The sequence below is a fragment of the Catelliglobosispora koreensis DSM 44566 genome, from assembly GCF_000379685.1.
GTDB classification, from domain to species: Bacteria; Actinomycetota; Actinomycetes; order Mycobacteriales; family Micromonosporaceae; genus Catelliglobosispora; species Catelliglobosispora koreensis.
On record NZ_KB903250.1, the window covers coordinates 574777 to 592022 of the forward strand.

Genomic DNA, 17246 nt, shown 5'->3' on the forward strand with positions numbered 1-17246 from the left:
AACTGATGATGGAAAGAATTCTTACTGAATCCGCGTCCGTGTCAACAGGGATCGGCGAAGATTTCAATTTGTTACAAGGAAGCTCCCCTTTTCGGCTGAGAGGTAATCGGCCAAAAAGAGGAGAGAATGATGGCTAATCGTCAAGCAGTAACGAGCCGATCTTCGCGAGACCTCGCGGCGGCTAGGTGACCAAGGGCGGCGGCGACCCCGAGAAGACCGCACAGAACCCAGTGCCAAGCACCGAGTCCGGACAGCGACCAGCCCCCGATCGCGGGCGCCACGAACAGCGCGACGGGGAAGACCAGAGAGAACACCGACTGATAGCTCGCGCGCAGGTGAACCGGCGCCAGCTCGGCGATGATCGACGCGTTGGGCGGGGCGGCCAGCATTTGGCCAAACGTCCAAATCACTGCCGCGCCAACGTAAAGCCATGTCACGTCGGCCACGGAGAGCGCGGCATAGCCCACGCCCACGAGCAGGAGCGCGGCCGCGAGCACGGTGGCGTGCTTGTGTGCCTTGATCAGTCGCGGGACGAACAGCTGGCCCAGCACGATCATCGCGCCGCCGAGGAACACGATGAACCCGTAGACCGCCGGGCGCAGGCCATCTTGCGCCATCGCCAGCTGAACGGTCGAATTCGTTTGCATACCAAGGAAAGCGAGCACAAAGCTCAAGCCGACGAAGGACAGGAACGCCTTGTCTGCGAGCACCGTTCGCAATCCGCCGCGCTGTCCGCGCACGTGAGTGGGCAGCGTTTCCGGAACGAATCGCCAAATCAGCACCGCGGTCAGCCCGGTCATCGTCGCGTCAGCGATGAACAAGGCGAGAAAGCTGAACTCGGCGACGATTCCAGCGATCGCGGCGGCCACGGCACTGCCCATGTTGAACGCCCAGAACTGAAGATTGAACGCCCGTGAACGGTCCGCTTCGGGTGTCACGTCAGCGATCGCGGCCACGGTCGCCGGGCCGGGCAGCATGTGGAACAGTCCAATCAGGACAGCGAAAACCATGATGAGCCACATCGGCTGGGCGAAACCGATGGCCAGCATGAAAATCGCGCTAACCACGGTGCCGAGCAGGTAGGTGCGGCGCCGTCCCCAGCGGTCGGCCAGCACACCGCCCAGCAAGCTGCCAAACGCCCCGCCCGCGCCATAGCCACCGGTCACCAAGCCGGCCACGGCGAGCGAAGCGCCCCGGCCGCTGATCAGATAAGTGGGCAACAGCAGCATCCCGAACGCGCCGACCCGGTTGACGAGCAATGCCGAAAACAGGGCCCAGAACGTGCGGGGTAATCCGCCTACCGCATCACGCAGAAATGGCCTCAACGCGTACCCCATGGTGATCTTTTTGGGTAAGGGACGCGGCCCGGCGCTCGCGGGCCGGCCCAGACAGCCATTGCCCGATCGCGACCACAACGCCTAGAGCCGCCATGACGACCCACAGCGTCGGTGCTGGGGCGTGGTCGAGGAGCATACCGCCCAGAACCGGGGACACGAAGTTGGCCAGGGTGAAGCCCATGGAAGCCACGCCCTGGTAGCGGCCGCGCATGTCCGTCCGCGACAGATCAGCGATCAGGGCGCCGCTAACGGGTGCGTGCAGCATTTCGCCCGCTGTCCACACCACGACCGTGAGCATGAGCAGCGGCACGGTCCCTGCCACCGCAACGGATCCCATGCCGATACCGACCAGGATCGCCGCCATCGTCAGCACACTGTTGCGTTTGCGGGCCTTGATGAGCTTGGGCACGAAGAGCTGGAACGCCACGATCATGATGCCGTTGACCGCGATCACCGTGCCGTAGTCGGCCGGGTCGAGTCCACGCTGGTGCATCGCGATTGGTATTAATTTGCAAGTCTCGATGATGACCCACAGGCCCAGGTTCAACAGCACAAACGCCATGAACACCCGGTCTTTAAAGACATCAGAGATATTTCCTGGTACGCGGAGAGCCTCCACCTTGACCGCCGGAGTCGTCTCCGGGACGAGAGTGAACACGAGCGCCGCCATGGCAAGCTGCGTGACCGCGTTCATCAGGAAGACGGTCATGTGCGGGGCATGCGCCAGCACGCCGGCCAGAATCGCGGCGACCGAGAACCCGATGTTGATGGCCCAGTAGTTGAGGTTCATGCCGCGCATGCGCTTGTCAGGACCCAGAATGTCCACCATCGTCGCGGTGAAAGCAGGCCGCCCCAGCCCATTCCAGAGCCCAAACGTCGCCGCGAGGACGGCCACGATGACGGGCTGCATCGACAACCCGAGCAGGATCGCCGTGATGGCGAGCAACACGTTTGACGCGAGAAGGGTGCGGCGACGGCCCCAACGGTCGGCTAGCACTCCACCGATGAGCGATCCGATGGCCATCCCGCCGCCGAAGAGCCCCAGCACTAGCCCCGCGAAGGTCGCGCTGAACCCGTAGTGCGCCACCATGTGGATTTCCAGGAAGAGCATGACGAAGGCGCCACTGCGGTTGATCAGAGTGCCCGTCCACAGGTACCAGAAGGTCCGTGGAAGGCCACCCGCTGTCTGGCCGAGCCAGTTACGCACGTCAAACTCCCCGGTCTGTAATGAACGCCTCGCGAAGGCGACCCTTACAACCTAGGAGAGCGGTCTGACAGAAGTCACGGCGTTTTAGACGTGGGCCGCACCACAAAATCCCCACATGGCAGGATGGCCAGCATGGTCGGAACTCTCGTGCTCATCCGGCACGGCGAAAGCGAATGGAACGCCAAGAACCTCTTCACCGGCTGGGTCGATGTTGACCTGACGTCCAAGGGTGAAGCGGAAGCCCGCCGGGGCGGCGAACTGCTTCGCGACGCGGGACTGCTGCCGGATGTGGTGCACACCAGCCTTCAGAAAAGGGCCATCCGCACGGCGGAGCTGACGTTGCTCGCCGCTGACCGCCAGTGGATCCCGGTGAAGCGGTCGTGGCGGCTCAACGAACGCCACTATGGCGCCCTTCAGGGCAAGAATAAGAAGCAGACGCTTGAGCAATACGGCGAGGAGCAGTTCATGCTGTGGCGCCGTTCTTTCGACGTGCCACCGCCGCCGATCGCTGATGACGACGAGTTTTCACAACTGAATGACCCGCGATACGCCCAGTTACCCGATGAGATCCGTCCGCGGACCGAATGTCTCAAGGACGTCATCGCACGCTCGCTTCCGTACTGGTACGACGCGATCGTCCCCGATCTCCTAGCTGGCAAGACCGTGCTGATCGCCGCGCACGGCAACTCGTTGCGGGCGTTGGTCAAGCACCTTGACGGCATCTCAGACGAGGACATCGCTGGGCTGAACATCCCAACGGGCATTCCGTTGCGTTACACGCTTAGCGACGATCTGAAGCCGGTTTCGTCTGCTTATTTGGACCCTGACGCGGCAAAGGAAGCCGCGGCGGCGGTCGCGAACCAGGGCCGCTAGTACTTTCGGCTTAATCAGGTCCTCTAACTGGACTGGGACCCTCACAAACCTTGGCGGGCAGGGAAAACGGCTGATTAACTTTCCGTTAAGAAGCTTTTCAGTAGCCCAAAACCGGCCCAGATATGCCGGTGGCCGGCCTGGTTCGCTCACCCCCGTTAGCGAACCGGCCAGCCGACCGGTCTTAGGTGGCGCCGTCCCCCAACGGCTAAGTGCCACCCATCCCCAACGCTTCACTCGGCGCCACAACCGAAACGACTTTCGGTTAAGCCACGACTCCCGGGAGTCTCATCAAGTGTTGCGCTTGCGGACGACGTTACGCCGCAGCTCAAGGGAGCGTCTACTCATTTGCGAATCTCGTTCATCACTCTTTGTGACTGAGTTATCACCCGTTCTCACCAGTCACAGAAGTAGTTGAATAGTTAACCTTCTTTCATAGTCAATTTCGTGATCAACTCGACTCTGGTTCGCACCCCGAGCTTGCGATAGATGCTGGCCAAGTGGGTTTCTACTGTTCTTTCCGCCACAGTTAGCGCCTGCGCGATCTCCCTCGCTGGAGCCCCGCGAAGCGCCCAGGTGAGGATTTCGCGCTCACGAGCGGTCAAATCGCCGGCCGGTTCAGGTTTCGCGGCGGTCAGCGCGCTCGCGTAGGCCTGCGTGCCAGCCGGGTCCACCGCGTGACCCGCGTCCAGGACCTCTTGTAGTGCCACGGGTTCGCCACGCATCAGAGCCACCTCGGCACCGGCCCGCAGCCCGAACCAACGCTGCAGTGCCGTCGCGCCCGGACCGTTGAGCCGCTCCTGCACCCCGAGATATTCGATCGCCCCCGCACGCTGACCGTCTCGCCATGCGGCCGTCGCGAGCAAATCCGTTACGCGCACGAGCAGTTCCCGGTCGCCGAGCACTTCGGCCTCCCGGAACGCTTGCGGGAGCAGGTCTTGCGTCCCGCCGCTGAGCGTGGCCAAGGCGATCAGCGCTTCGGCATGCGCACGCGGATCGCCACTTGTCCCCGCTTCATCAAGCGCCTTGGCCGCGAGCACGGCATCGGCGGCTTCCAGCGCCAGCCGCGCCTTGAGCCGTGCCACCACCGACGCTTCCTCTGGCTGTGCTTGCAGCGCCGTCATCAGCGCTTCCCGCCGGACCTCATCCCCTGGAGCCAACACAGCTCCATCTCCCGTGCCCGGTGTGCCTTTGCCGGCCGGCGCAGCAGTTGCCTGGCCGCCCTCCCGCCGTGCCCCGCGCCCTGCGGTAGACGTTGCCGGCGCGCCCTTGCCGCCCGAGGCGGGCACGCCCAAGCCGCGAGCAGCGAGTGGGCCGAGGGTGAGGCGTGGCCCGAGTCCGAGTGCCGCGGCCGCCATCAGCCCGGCATCACGGGCCCGGGAACCCAAGCGGAGTGCTCCCGTGAGCGATGCCCGGCCAACTTCGCGCAGCTGTGCCGAACGGGCCGATCGCAAGCGCGCTTCCCCTGCGGCCACGAGCAGCCTGCCCGAAGCCGCTGGCGCCCATCCCGCCCGGCCAGCCATTGTCGCGGCCTGCGCGAAATACTCCGCTGCCAGCTCGTGGGAGCCTGTCTCGCTCGCGGCCACGCCAGCGCTCACGGAAGCAGCCGCAGCGGCATCAAGGCGTGTCGATCCGCCGAGTGCGGCCGCTTCGCTGGTGTGGTAAGCCAATTCAGCGATCGTGGCCGCTCGTGCTCCGCCCATCGCACCCAGGGCAGCGAGCGCCGCGGCCGCCTCATCGTGCAACTGCGCGCGATGCTTTGGCCCGAGCGATTCGTAACAGAGCTCGCGCACAGGCGCCTGGTCAAACCGGTAAACCTGTGCTGGCAACGCTTTGATGAGCCCAGCCTGCTGCGCCTCGGCTAGTCCCTCCAAGACGTCCACATTGGACAGCATCCGCTCCAGCAGAGCCAGATCGAACTCCCGCCCCAGCACCGAGGCGGCCTCAAGGACCGCGCGAGCTTGCGGGGAGACAGCAAGGAGCCGCGCCTTCAGGGGCGCCGTCAGTTCCTCCGGAAACTCCACTGGTACGCGGTGGAGCCCGTCATGGCTGGGATCGATCTGATCGAGGACCGCCGTCAGCCACTCCCGCTCCCCACCGGTGCGGCGCCATAGCTGTTCGGCTAGCCGGGCTGGTACCGGCTGGCCAAAGTGTTGCCGCAGCAGGTCAGCGGCTTCTGCCCGATCCACGCCCCGCCCTTCTAAGTACCTGTACGTAGACGTCCACCTGCGCCAAAGTTACGTACTCACCACGATGTTCGCTGTCCCTGACCAGACCTAAGGTGAACTCACACCAGACAGAACAACTAAGAGTGAGGAAGGAGTCACCCGATGTCGCAGTTTCGTGATCTGATCGCCCGGATGGCGATTGATGCTGAGTTCGCCCGTCACGCCCGCGCCCATCCCGACCTGGTCGCCCAGCAATATGGGCTCACCAATGATGAAGCTGAGCAGCTTCGTGGCCTGGCGGACGCTAGCGACGCGGCTGGCCCGGTGGCTCTCGGCGCCCGTCTGTCCAAGATGGACCCCTTCTTCAACCCCGGTGTGATCGCCCTTGCTGACTACGACCACGACGGCATTCCGGACGCGTTCGACAATGACGACGACAACGACGGCATCAAGGACAACGTCGACGCCAACCCGAAGCACTTCGACTTGAAGGTCAGCGTGCTCCAGCCGGTTAGCCCGATCGACCTGCACCTCGACTGGGGCGACCCCGACGGTGACGGCAAGCCGAACTGGCAGGACACCGACGATGACGGTGACGGCATCCCAGACAACCTCGACCCCACCCCCAAGGGCCCGATCATCAAGCTCCCGCCGTTGCTCCCCCTCGACCCGGATCTGCTCAGCCCTGATGGTGGCGGCGGAGCCGACCCGGCACCGGGTGGCGACTCCACCGATGACGGACCGTCCGGTTCGGACGGTGGCGGATCGAGCGAGGGTGACGATGACGACGACAACAACGACTCCGCTGGCCAGCAGCCTGCCAGCGATCAGGTTCCGCTGCCGGTGAACCAGGACGCCAACGTGGTGGCCGCACCGGCTGACCAGGGACCCACCTTGGTTCCGGCAAGCGAGGACGACGGCATCGGCACCGAAATTCTGGTGGTCGGTGGCGCGGGCCTGGCGGCCGGCATCATCGCCGGTGGTATCGCGGGTGCCGTGGCCGGCAAGGTAGGCAAGGGCGACGAAGGGTCATCGGCAGCGGCTTAAATCACCAGCTAGATCCAGCGATGCGGGCACCGGCGCCTCCTCCATCCGGGGGAGGCGTCGGAAACCCGTCACCCGAATGCCCTGTAACACAACCCCGCCTACCATCCAAGCGACTCATGACCAATGCCGACTGAGCGCCCGGAAGGGGAAGCAGCCCATGTTGTGTCACGCCTGTCACGTGCACTTGCGGCGGGATCACCCGTACTGCCTGCACTGTGGCGTGCCGCGCAAAGGGGCGAAGATCGAAGCGTTCTCGGCGCCGGAACTTCGCTTGGGCAGCAAGGTCTTGCCCCTCTCCAAGCCGGTAATGACGATCGGCCGGTCGACTACAAACGATCTGGTTATCGACGATCCCAGCGTTTCCCGTGTTCACGCGCGTGTGCGCCAGACCAGTCACGGTTACGTCATCGAGGATCTCGGCTCCTTCAATGGAACTTCCGTCGCCGGTCGCGTGATGCACAGCGACGAGTCGCTGCTCAACGATGAGACACAGCTCCACATCGGTGATGTACCAGTGGTTTTCGCCCAGCCGAGATCGCTCGCCGTGGGCGGCAAGACCGTTATGGCGACACCGGAACTGACCGCCCTCGCCCCTGACGGCACTCCTGACGTCGCCCCCAGGGCCGAAGGCTCGCTCAACTCACGGCCGCGCCGCCGCAGCGGCTGGGCCCTCAAGCGCACGCCAGATGACCGTGGCGTCGAGCAATGGGTGCTCCGCAACACCCGGACGATGCGCTATCTCCAGCTTGACGATCGTGACGTGTTCATCTGGGAACAGCTCGACGGTGAGAACACGGTTCGCGACCTGTTGTTCTCCTACGCCCAAAAATACGGCGAGCTCGCGTTGCCGCGCATTGAGAAGACGTTGCGCTCCTTCGCGCGGCTGGAACTGATCCGTGGCATCTTCGACCCGCCCGAAACGGTCCGTCCACCGCTGCTAAAACGCATTGGGCGCACCATTTTCAAGTACCTGCTGCATTTTGAGGTTTCGGTTTCTGGCCTCGACGGCTTGATGGGCTGGATGTACCGCAGGTTCGGCTGGTGGTTCTTCACGCGCACCGGCGTCGTCTTGCTGTGGGCGCTGATCGTGGCCGGGATCTACGGCATGGTTGTCGCGGCGGGCGAGCAGAAGTTGTTTGACATCAAGGGGATGGGCCTGCCCGGTGCGCTGATCGTCGGTGGTGCGTTCTTCCTCGCGCTGGTCGTCCACGAAGCCGCGCACGCGTTAGCGGTGAAGTCGTATGGGCGCACCGTCACGCGCGGCGGCTTCATGCTCCTGCTCGGTCTGCCATTGGCTTTCGTGGACACCTCGGACATGTGGTTCGGCTCGCGGTGGTCGCGGATCGTGGTGACGATTTCCGGGCCGCTGTCCACGGCGGGCATCGGTGGCGCCTGCGCCCTGATCGCCGCGTTCTCTAGCGACGCCAAGGTTTCCGCCTTGGCCTACCATGTTGCCTTCGGCCTCTACCTCAACACGGTCTACAACCTCAACCCACTTTTACCCCTCGATGGGTACCAGGCATTGGCCGACGCGTTGCGAATGCCCCGATTGCGGGAGCAAGCCACGGCCTATTTCAAAAAGGGAATCTGGTCAGATATCAGGTCGGGAAAGCGCCCCGGGTGGCGGCAAGCCGGTATGGCCATCTATGGTTTCAGCGCTATTGCCGGGATGGGGTTGTTCTTAGTCATGGCGATTCTGATGTGGAAGGACAGGCTGGGAGGGCTCGCTGAGCAATACCTGCCGCCCGGCGTCGACGTCCTGGTGATGGTGCTTGGGCTGGGGCTAGTGCTCTTCCCGATCTGGTACAAGCTGGCAAAGCGGGTCATGACCTTCTTCCAGCGCCGGCCGAAGGAGGCGAAGACGGCATGACGTGGGTAGTTCCCGGTTACACCGAGATAAAGAGCCTGGGCCGCGGGGCCTCAGGACGGGTGGTCCTCGCCCAGCACGACGGCACCGGCCAGCACGTGGCCATCAAGTACCTTGCCGATCACCTCGCCCGTGAGCAGGAGTTCGTCAGCGCGTTTCGCACCGAGGCCCGGATTCTGTCCGAAGTGGAAAATCCGCAGATCGCCCGCCTCTACGAATACGTTGAGGCACCCGAGGGTGCCGCCATCGTCATGGAACTCGTTGACGGTGTGGCGCTGCGCGCGATGCTCAAGGAACACGGCCCGACCGAGCCGCAGTCAGCGCTCGTCGTCCTCAAGGGTTCCCTGCTCGGCTTGGCGGCAGCGCACACGAGCGGGATCGTGCACCGCGACTACAAGCCCGAGAACGTGCTCGTGAACCAGCAGGGCCAAAGCAAACTGGCCGACTTCGGCATCGCTGCCCGTGCTGGGCGCCAGGGAGTGCACGCGGGCACGCCGTCCTATATGGCTCCCGAGCAGTGGGCTGGCGGTGCCGCATCACCGTCGACCGACATCTATGCGGCGACGGCCACGTTCTTCGAGTGCCTAACCGGCAAGCCACCGTTCCAGGCTCCCGGCGACCTTCTCGGCTTGCGCAAGCAGCACGAGCAGGCCCCGATCCCGGTCGACCTGGTCCCCGAGGAAGTCCGCGGGCTCGTGCGCCGTGGTCTAGCCAAGAACCCTGAGCACCGCCCGAAGGACGCGGCCACCTTCGTCCGTGAACTCGACGCGGTCGCGGGCGCCGGATATGGCGAAAACTGGGAAGAAGAAGGCCGCGCCTCACTGGCCAAGCGTGCCGCGCTGCTCCTGCTGCTGTTCCCGCTCGCGGGCGCGGCCGCTGGCGGCACCGGCGTGGGCAAGACGATCCTCGGCATCTCACAGAAGGCGTTCACCAACGCCCTGCTGATCGCCGGCACCGCGATCGTCCTCCTGGCTGGAGTCGGCGGCTACGCCGTGCTGGCCGACAACGAAACCGCGCCCCCACCACCGGCCCCGGTCACGACAACCGCAACGGCATCACCGTCGCCGTCCCCCAGCCCTTCGCCGTCCCCCAGCGAGTCACCATCGCCGTCACCTTCGCTGAGCCCGTCGAAGTCCCCCAGCAAGTCCCCTTCCAAGAGCCCCGCTTCTCCAACACCGTCTCCGGCGGTCAGCAACATCACGGTTAGCGAGTTTTGCTGGCTCGAAACGGTGGCTTGCACCCGCCATTACAAGAGCAACAAGATTCGAGCCCACGTCGCTCTCGGATCGAACACGACCCAGGCGATCACCTTGCGATTCCGCTTCGTCAAGACATATGTGGATGGCGGCGAACACGAGTTCGGCACCCCGCTGGTTATTGATGTGGTAGTTCCCGCTGGCGCCGCGAATCGGCAATACGACGTCACACCACCCCCGGACATGACCGGAGTTGGATGCGGCGGGCAATACATCAAGCTGACGGTTCAAGCCGTTGGTGTCCAGAGTCCGGTCAGCGCGCCGCAAAGAATCGGCGCTATCCAGTGTCCGGTCGATTAGGGAGCCATGAGGAATGATAGGCGGGAAGTACACACTCCGCGGTGGGCGACGGGACGGGCGGCTCGGCTCCTGGCACACACTGTCCGATCAGGACGGTCAGGTGCACGGTGGACTGAGCCTCGACCCGAGCGCGCTTGACGAGGCCGCGGCACACCGCCTGAGCGACACGATCCGTGCTAACAATCAGCTTCCGGGCATTCTCTCGCTGATCGATCAGGCCGCTGAAGAAAACGTGCTGTGGCTGATCTCGGCGACCCCCGCCTCACCGACGGTGCAACAAGCCTTGGACACGGGCAACCCCATCCCTGGGGCGGTCAGCCTGCAGATCGCTGTCGATTGTGGACAGACCCTTAGCCGCCTGCACGAGGCAGGTCTCGCGCACGGAGACTTGAACGGCGACACCGTGGTGCTCAACGCGACCGGTGCGGTAACTCTCGTGGAATGCGGCTACGCGCACGCTCTCGTGGGCACTTCGCCCGGCCCTGGCCACGACGTCAACGGCTGGGTGGCATTGCTGCGCTCCCTGGCGCAGCCCCGTCCCGATGACACGGTCAAGCAACTGCTGCTTTCCGCAGCTATGCAAGCCGAAGCCACCGGCGGAAGCCCCGGCCTCGCCGCCGGCCTATCGGTGCTCACTGATGCCGCACCGGGAGTACCAGGTTACGCCGACCGTGGCTCCCTAGCTCTCGTCAGCGCCACTGTCGCGGCAACAGCCATGACGGCCCAATCCCCACGCGCAGCAGCGAACGCCTTCCCTGGCTCCGCCGCCGCGAGCGCTCCCAGCGCTCCGGGTTCTGCTCCCGCTCCCGGCACGGCGCCGGGTTCCGTTGGCGCGCAAGGTTACCCAGGTTCCGCTGGCGCGGCCGGTTTTGCTCCGCCCGGTTCCCCTTCAGCAGGGCAGGGCGCTGGCGTGGCCGGTTCGCCGGGATCTGCTGGCGCGGCTTCGGCCGGCTCGGGCGCCGGGATGGCTGGCGCGGGCGGCGCCGCGGCCGCGGGCGGGATGGCCGCTGGAATGGCTGGCGCGGGCGGTCATGCTGCCGGGCAAGGCGCGGGTGGCTTTGCTGGGCATGAGGAAGCGACCGCGATTCTCCAGGCCTACCCCGACGATCACGCGGTTACGTTGCCGCCGCAGGAACTTGCTACCCGGCTGGGCAAACTCGCCCGCGAAAGTGCCGGCCCGCAGCAGTTGAATCCGATGCCGCCCGCTTACGTTGCGCCGCCTCGGCAGGAGGCCGATGGCATCGTCCGGTTTGGACGTGGTGTAGCGGCTCCGTCAGCGCCACAACAGCCGAGTCCTGTTGGCGCGCCTGGGTGGCAGACTGGCACGCGAGCGATGCCGGTGCAACAGCGCCGCAAGCGCGGTCTGCTCGCGGGTGCGATCACGTTCGTGCTGACGATGGCATTGGTAGTCGCGATTGGTTACGTGTTGTGGGACCGCAACCGCACGCCGTTGGCGATCGTCTCCGTCTCAGCCGCGACCGCGAAACCCGTTGAGCGTGGCTGCGATTTCGACGTCACCGTCATCGGCAAGGTGAACACCAACGGCGAGCGCGGCACCATCCAGTACGTCTGGCAACAGGTCGACGAGACCAAAGACGTGACCACCAAAGTGTTCACTCAAGATGTGGACAAGGGCACGCAGGTCGTTGAGCTTCCTTTGCTGTGGCAGTTGCGCGGCAAGGGAAAAATCAACGCGACCGCCGTGCTCCGGGTGCTGTCACCAACGCCCGTGCAGGCTGAGACGAAATTTGTCTACAACTGCCCGTGATCTGACTCCGGGGCGAGATGACGGAAGGCTCGCAGGTTTTCCGTTGATTCGCCCCGGCTCAGCCGCCACGCCCATTCGCGCCTTATCGCACTGCTGAAACCCAGTTCCAGCAAGGTATCGAAGGACTCATCGGCGGCTGAAAGCGTCGCGCCCAGTATTTGATCGAGCGTCTCGTCGGTGACGGCGGGCAACGGGAGACGGCCCGTTAAGTACACATCGCCTTCGGTGTCGATGGTGAACGCGACACCGTGGAGCTTGGCGTTGCGCCGCAATAGCCACGCCCACACGGCTTCCCGGTTCTCATCGGGTTGCCGGATCACGAAGGCCTCCACGCGCAGCGCGTGCTCGCCGACGATCAGATTGACGTTGGTCTTGAGCTTGTGAGTGCCCGGCAAAGTGACCACATAGGAGCGTTCTCCCGTGCGGTCTAAGGGCAGCCCGTCGCAGACGCGCTCGATGACTTCCGTTACCACGCCGCGTTCGCCAGCTCGCGACGGCAGCGTTCCCGGTTTTGCACCATGACGTCAGAGTAAACCGACAGGAGCGAATCGACCGTGCGGTCCCACGAGAAGTCGTTGGCGTGACGGACCGCCCCGCACGACAGTTCCTCGCGCAAGGCCGGCGACGACAGGAGCCGGCCGAGCGCGTCAGCCCAAGCCGCCGGATCGTGATTGTCCAGGAGCAGGCCGCTCACGTTGTCGCGCACGGCAGTCACCAGACCGCCCACGGCGGCCGCGACGACGGGCGTGCCGCAGGCTTGGGCCTCCAGGGCGACGAGGCCGAACGATTCGTTATAGGACGGCACCGCGACCACATCAGCGGCCCGGTAGACGTCGGCTAGGTCTTCGCCCGTTTGCGGCGGCAGGAACCTGATGCGATCGCGCACGCCCAGGGCGGTCGCCAGCTCGATAAGCGCCGTCGGACGGTCAAGGCCACTGCCGCTCGGCCCGCCCACGATCAGTCCGATCGTGTCGGGACCGGTGCACTGGGCCAGCGCCTGGATCAACACATCGGGGGCTTTAAGTGGCTGAATGCGCCCCACGAACGCGACGATCTTCGCGCGCTCCGGCAGGCCGAGCCGTTTGCGGGCCAGGGCTTGGTCACCTGGGGAGAACCGGCCCAGGTCGACGCCGGGCGAGACGACCGAGACACGGTCGATGCACGCGTCGTAGAGGTCGACAAGTTCACGGGCTTCGGTCGGGGTGTTGGCGACCAGACGGTCCGCCTGCTCGACGACCTGTTCTTCACCGACGACCCGGCCGAGCGGCTCTTTGCGGTCACCTTCGGCGAGCTGCAGGTTCTTAACCTTGGCCAGGGTGTGCGCGGTGTGGACGAGCGGCACGCCCCAGCGGTCCTTGGCCAGCCAGCCCACTTGACCGCTGAGCCAGTAGTGCGAGTGGATCAAGTCGTAGTAGCCGGGCGCCATCGCCGCCTCGGCACGAAGCACGCCGTGGGTGAAGGCACACATCTGCGCCGGGAGATCTTCCTTGGCGAGCCCTTCAAACGGCCCCGCGTTCACGTGACGGACCGTCACGCCCGGCGCCAGCTCGGTGCAACCGGTCCGGGAACTCGAGGTCGTGCGGGTGAAAATCTCGACCTCTACGCCCCGGCGGGCGAGCCGTTTGGAGACCTCAACGATGTAGACGTTCATGCCTCCGGCGTCACCCGTGCCTGGCTGGTGCAGGGGTGACGTGTGCACGGAGAGGGTCGCCAGGCGCCTGGGCAGAGTAAGGCTCACAGCGCGGTTAACTTTCTGGAAGCAAATCCTCTTCCCGCCCCCAACGTGACGCAAGTCATTGTCGATAAGATCAGCGCTTATGGCGTACCCCCAAAAAAGTGCTGTTGTGACAGGAGCCTCAAGCGGCATCGGTGCCGCGACCGCCCGCAAGCTGGCGAATGATGGTTTTCATGTCTACGCACTGGCACGCCGGGCCGACCGGCTCGCCGAGCTGGCCAAGGAGATCGGCGGAACCGCTGTGACCTGCGACATCACGAGCGATACCGATGTCGCGGCGTTCGCGAGCTCGGTTGACCGGGTCGATCTGCTTGTTAACAATGCTGGCGGTGCCCACGGCTCTGAATACGTCGCCGACGCGAAGATCGATGACTGGCAGTGGATGTTCGACGTGAACGTGCTCGGAACACTCCGCGTCACGAAGGCACTCCTGCCCAAAATGGACCATGGCGGCGCTGTGATCACCATCAGTTCGACCGCCGGACTGGTCGTCTACGAAGGCGGCGGCGGATACACGGCGGCCAAGCACGCGCAGACCGCGCTCGTTGAGACGCTGCGGCTGGAGCTGTGCGGAAAGCCGATCCGGGTGATGGAGATCGATCCCGGCATGGTCAAGACCGACGAGTTCGCGCTGAACCGCTTCGGCGGTGACTCCAGCAAGGCAGAGTCGGTCTACGCGGGCGTAGCCGAACCCCTTGTCGCCGAAGACATCGCCGAATGTGTCTCGTGGTGTGCCGGGCTCCCCGCGCACGTCAACATCGACCGCATGGTCGTACGCCCGGTGGCACAAGCCGCGCAACACAAGGTGCACCGGGTGCCGTGAAGCCACAGGGCTCCGTGACCCGGGGCACCACCAATCCCAACCGCCTGCGCCGCGTCGACCGGTGGATTTCCTGGCACTGTGGACTTTCACTCCGCGACGCCGCTGACCCTTTGGTGGTGGACCTCGGTTACGGGGCAACGCCTGTGACCGCGGTGGAGCTACGGTCCCGGCTCGCGGCCATTCGCGCCGACGTGCGCATGGTCGGGCTCGAGATCGATCCACTCCGGGTCGCCGGCGCCCAAAGTGACGCGGCACCACCGCTTTTGACCTTCGCGCGCGGTGGCTTCGAGCTGGCCGGCTTACGGCCCGTCATGGTCCGGGCCTTCAATGTCCTTCGCCAGTACGACGAATCGGCCGTCCTGTCCGCATGGGAAACCATGACCTCCCGTCTGGCACCCGGCGGCTGGCTCATCGAAGGCACCTGCGACGAACTCGGGCGGATCTGCACCTGGGCCGCCCTGCCCGCCGGATCCGTTGTGCCGCAGACGCTGACACTGGCGGCGAAACTGTCCACTTTGGAGTCGCCCCTCTCCTTCGCCGAGCGGCTCCCCAAAGCCCTTATCCACCACAACGTTCCCGGCTCACCAGTGCACACTTTGCTGTCGTCGTTCGCGGAGGCCTGGCAGCACATGGCTTCCATGACCGTCTTCGGCCCACGCCAGCGCTGGATCGCCACCGCCCGTCACCTCCATGAGACCGGATCACCCGTGCTCTACCAACCGTCCCGTTGGCGACTCGGCGAAATCACCTTCCCCTGGCCCGCCTAACCAAGCCACCCTTCCCCTGGCCCGCCTAACCAAGCCACCCCTCCCCTGGCCCACCCTTCCCGGCCCGCCCCTTCCGTGATCCACATCCCTACTCCTGATCCACATCCCTCCAGACGTGATCAACAGGCGATTCGATCACGTCCCAACGGATGTGGATCTCGCCTCGGGATGTGGATCACGACTAATCCGCGAAGCGGCGGACGCGATAGCGCGGCGTAGCGGAGCGTGGGACTCATAGGTGCGACTTCGGGACAGGGAGGAAATCCTCCACAACAGTCGCGAACTGTGGAGGATTTCCTCCCCCACACGAACTCACCACCTCTGAAGCCAGAGACCCTGCGCGAAGGGACGTGGTGACGCGAAGGGACGTGGTGACGCGAAGGGACGCGGTGACGCGGGGCGGCGCAGGGACGCGAAGGGGCGCGGTGGCGCGAAGGGGCCGCGCGAAGCGGCGGACGCGATAGCGCGGTGGCGCGAAGGGACGCGCTGGCGCAGGGGCGCGGTGGCGCAGGGGCGCGGTGGCGCAGGGGCGCGGTGGCGAAAGTTGTTGCGGGGCAACAAGAAAGATCCGCGCAACCTCAAACGGAGAAGTTGCGCGGATCGGGAAGAGCAGCGGTTAGCAGGAGCGCGGGCGTGGGCGTGGTGATGGGCGGCGGCGGTGGCCGGTGGCGGGACCGCTGCCCAGGGCGAAGCCGAGACCGCCGAACACGACGAGCAGAACGCCTGCTTTCACGAGGTCGCCGATGTTGGTGCCCGTGATTGGAAGCGTGTCGGTGACGAGATTGACGCGGTGGTCTTCGATCTCGCCACCCACGGCGAACTGGGCACCGGTGGGCTGCGGGTCGGCCGCAAGCGGGTCGGTGCCGGAGTAGAGCCGCAGGCGCAGGTAGGACGAGGCACCCGCGGCCGTTGTGGGCGTCCAGTTCAGGACCACATTGCCGCCGGCGGCAGGGACCGCGGCGACGGCCCGTTCAGAGGCGTCGAACGTGCCGGAGAGGTTGAAGTCGACCCAGCCCGCCAGAACGGCCGCCCCACCAGTCGTGTTCGTCGTCGGAACGGTAAGCGAAGGCGCGGCCGTGTTGATCGTCGTGCCCACGCCGTCTTCGTCGTTGACAGGCAGGTTGAGGTTGTCGCCGTCGGCTCCCACGGACGGGATGCCGTCCAGATCGGAGTCGATGAGCGAACCGATGCGCAGCTTGCGGTTGACGTCATAGCCGCCGGTGGTGTTCGGGTCGCCGACCTCGCTGAAGATGTGCCCTGGTCCGCCGTTGGGGTTCAGCGTTTTGTACGTGTCAGGCGCGTCGCCGAAGTCCGTCGCGACCAGACAGTCAGCACCGTCATTGATCAGCAGCGGGTCACCGGGAGTGTAGGGAATGACCTGGTAGTTCTGCTTGGTGTAGATGCCAAAGGTCTGTGAACGCGCGCCCGGCTTACCATCAGCGAGCAGGTCGTCGACGTCGTTGTTGGACACATAGATCACGCCGTTGACGTCCTCGACGTAGACAGCGCCGTAGTTGTTGCCGTCAGGCAGGTCAGCCGAAAGATCCCGGACGTTGGTCACGACCCCCGTGTCCGGGTTGATGGACACCAGACGGCGGATCGTGTCGCCTTCCATCTCAACGGAGTAGAGCAGCCCATCGTCGGGGTTGAAGTCCCAGTCACCGATGCGCAGGAAGGTCATGCCGTTAGTGGCCCGCGACAAAGGCGTGCGCGAAATTACCTCGCCCACATCACCGTCGGTGGGGTCGACGTCAATCACGACGACCTCGTTGACGGGCTGCTGGGTGTGAATGATCAGGCGGTCCTGATCGTCAATGGTCCCGGTATTGGTCCGGGTGGCCGTGAACGGCGGCGTGTATTCCAGCGGCCCAACATCGGTCGTATTGCCCTGGCTGTCAATGCGCACAAGCGTGTCGTTAGCCGGATTGGTGCGCATTCCCCAGAACACCTTCTGGCTGCGGGAATACCCGAAAGCGTTAATCGACTGGCCAACACCATTGATCGGCACGAACAGCGAAGTACTCAAGTCGAAATAGCCGAGGTCCGATGTTGCCCCAGTCTCCGACTGCATCTGATACCCGAGGTTTGGGCACGTCGGGAA

At 64.9% G+C, this 17246-nt stretch carries 13 protein-coding genes; 7 read left to right on the forward strand and 6 right to left on the reverse strand.

Annotation, left to right across the window (positions count from 1 at the left end; translation table 11 throughout):
- Nucleotides 1–140: 140 nt before the first annotated feature.
- Together A3E1_RS39675 and A3E1_RS39680 are read right to left on the reverse strand one after the other, a co-directional pair.
- Nucleotides 141–1337 carry an MFS transporter gene (locus A3E1_RS39675; protein WP_051104923.1) on the reverse strand — a complete coding sequence of 399 codons (1197 nt, stop codon included), beginning with the start codon at nucleotides 1335–1337 and terminating at the stop codon, nucleotides 141–143.
- Nucleotides 1306–2544 carry an MDR family MFS transporter gene (locus A3E1_RS39680; RefSeq protein ID WP_020520609.1) on the reverse strand — a complete coding sequence of 413 codons (1239 nt, stop codon included), beginning with the start codon at nucleotides 2542–2544 and terminating at the stop codon, nucleotides 1306–1308. The genes A3E1_RS39675 and A3E1_RS39680 overlap by 32 nt, the downstream gene beginning before the upstream one ends.
- Nucleotides 2545–2676: 132 nt before the next feature.
- On the opposite strand from A3E1_RS39680, the gene A3E1_RS0109940 reads away from it, so the two are divergent.
- A complete protein-coding gene (locus A3E1_RS0109940) occupies nucleotides 2677–3417 on the forward strand; it encodes a phosphoglyceromutase (RefSeq protein ID WP_020520610.1) in 741 nt (246 codons plus the stop codon).
- A gap of 419 nt (nucleotides 3418–3836) precedes the next feature.
- Here A3E1_RS0109940 and A3E1_RS48340 read toward each other — a convergent pair whose 3' ends face one another.
- On the reverse strand, nucleotides 3837–5603 hold the full coding sequence (locus A3E1_RS48340; protein WP_020520611.1) for a helix-turn-helix transcriptional regulator: 1767 nt from the start codon (nucleotides 5601–5603) through the stop codon (nucleotides 3837–3839).
- Nucleotides 5604–5744: 141 nt separating this feature from the next.
- Between A3E1_RS48340 and A3E1_RS0109950 the strand changes: the two genes are divergently transcribed.
- The 4 genes from A3E1_RS0109950 to A3E1_RS0109965 all read left to right on the forward strand — a co-directional run bounded on the left by A3E1_RS0109950 (nucleotide 5745) and on the right by A3E1_RS0109965 (nucleotide 11820).
- The gene (locus A3E1_RS0109950; RefSeq protein WP_020520612.1) at nucleotides 5745–6629 is read left to right on the forward strand and encodes a hypothetical protein; all 885 of its coding nucleotides are present in this window, start codon (nucleotides 5745–5747) and stop codon (nucleotides 6627–6629) included.
- A 157-nt stretch (nucleotides 6630–6786) separates the two neighbouring features.
- Nucleotides 6787–8499: an FHA domain-containing protein gene (locus A3E1_RS0109955; protein WP_157631420.1), complete on the forward strand. Its 1713-nt coding sequence runs from the start codon at nucleotides 6787–6789 to the stop codon at nucleotides 8497–8499.
- Nucleotides 8496–10052, forward strand: coding sequence for a serine/threonine-protein kinase (locus A3E1_RS0109960; protein WP_020520614.1), 1557 nt, complete (start codon nucleotides 8496–8498; stop codon nucleotides 10050–10052). The genes A3E1_RS0109955 and A3E1_RS0109960 overlap by 4 nt, the downstream gene beginning before the upstream one ends.
- A gap of 13 nt (nucleotides 10053–10065) precedes the next feature.
- Nucleotides 10066–11820: a BUD32 family EKC/KEOPS complex subunit gene (locus A3E1_RS0109965; protein ID WP_020520615.1), complete on the forward strand. Its 1755-nt coding sequence runs from the start codon at nucleotides 10066–10068 to the stop codon at nucleotides 11818–11820.
- On the opposite strand, the gene A3E1_RS0109970 is transcribed toward A3E1_RS0109965, so the two are convergent.
- Nucleotides 11805–12293: a type III secretion system chaperone family protein gene (locus A3E1_RS0109970; protein WP_020520616.1), complete on the reverse strand. Its 489-nt coding sequence runs from the start codon at nucleotides 12291–12293 to the stop codon at nucleotides 11805–11807. The genes A3E1_RS0109965 and A3E1_RS0109970 overlap by 16 nt on opposite strands.
- On the reverse strand, nucleotides 12287–13558 hold the full coding sequence (mshA, locus tag A3E1_RS0109975; protein WP_020520617.1) for a D-inositol-3-phosphate glycosyltransferase: 1272 nt from the start codon (nucleotides 13556–13558) through the stop codon (nucleotides 12287–12289). Before mshA ends, A3E1_RS0109970 begins: the two co-directional genes overlap by 7 nt.
- Nucleotides 13559–13637: 79 nt before the next feature.
- On the opposite strand from mshA, the gene A3E1_RS0109980 reads away from it, so the two are divergent.
- Together A3E1_RS0109980 and A3E1_RS0109985 are read left to right on the forward strand one after the other, a co-directional pair.
- Nucleotides 13638–14378, forward strand: coding sequence for an SDR family oxidoreductase (locus tag A3E1_RS0109980; RefSeq protein WP_020520618.1), 741 nt, complete (start codon nucleotides 13638–13640; stop codon nucleotides 14376–14378).
- The gene (locus tag A3E1_RS0109985) at nucleotides 14375–15145 is read left to right on the forward strand and encodes a hypothetical protein (protein WP_020520619.1); all 771 of its coding nucleotides are present in this window, start codon (nucleotides 14375–14377) and stop codon (nucleotides 15143–15145) included. The genes A3E1_RS0109980 and A3E1_RS0109985 overlap by 4 nt, the downstream gene beginning before the upstream one ends.
- Nucleotides 15146–15761: 616 nt before the next feature.
- Here the strand turns inward: A3E1_RS0109985 and A3E1_RS0109990 are convergent.
- Nucleotides 15762–17216, reverse strand: a complete 1455-nt coding sequence (locus A3E1_RS0109990) for a DUF6923 family protein (RefSeq protein ID WP_020520620.1) — start codon at nucleotides 17214–17216, stop codon at nucleotides 15762–15764.
- Nucleotides 17217–17246: the final 30 nt, after the last annotated feature.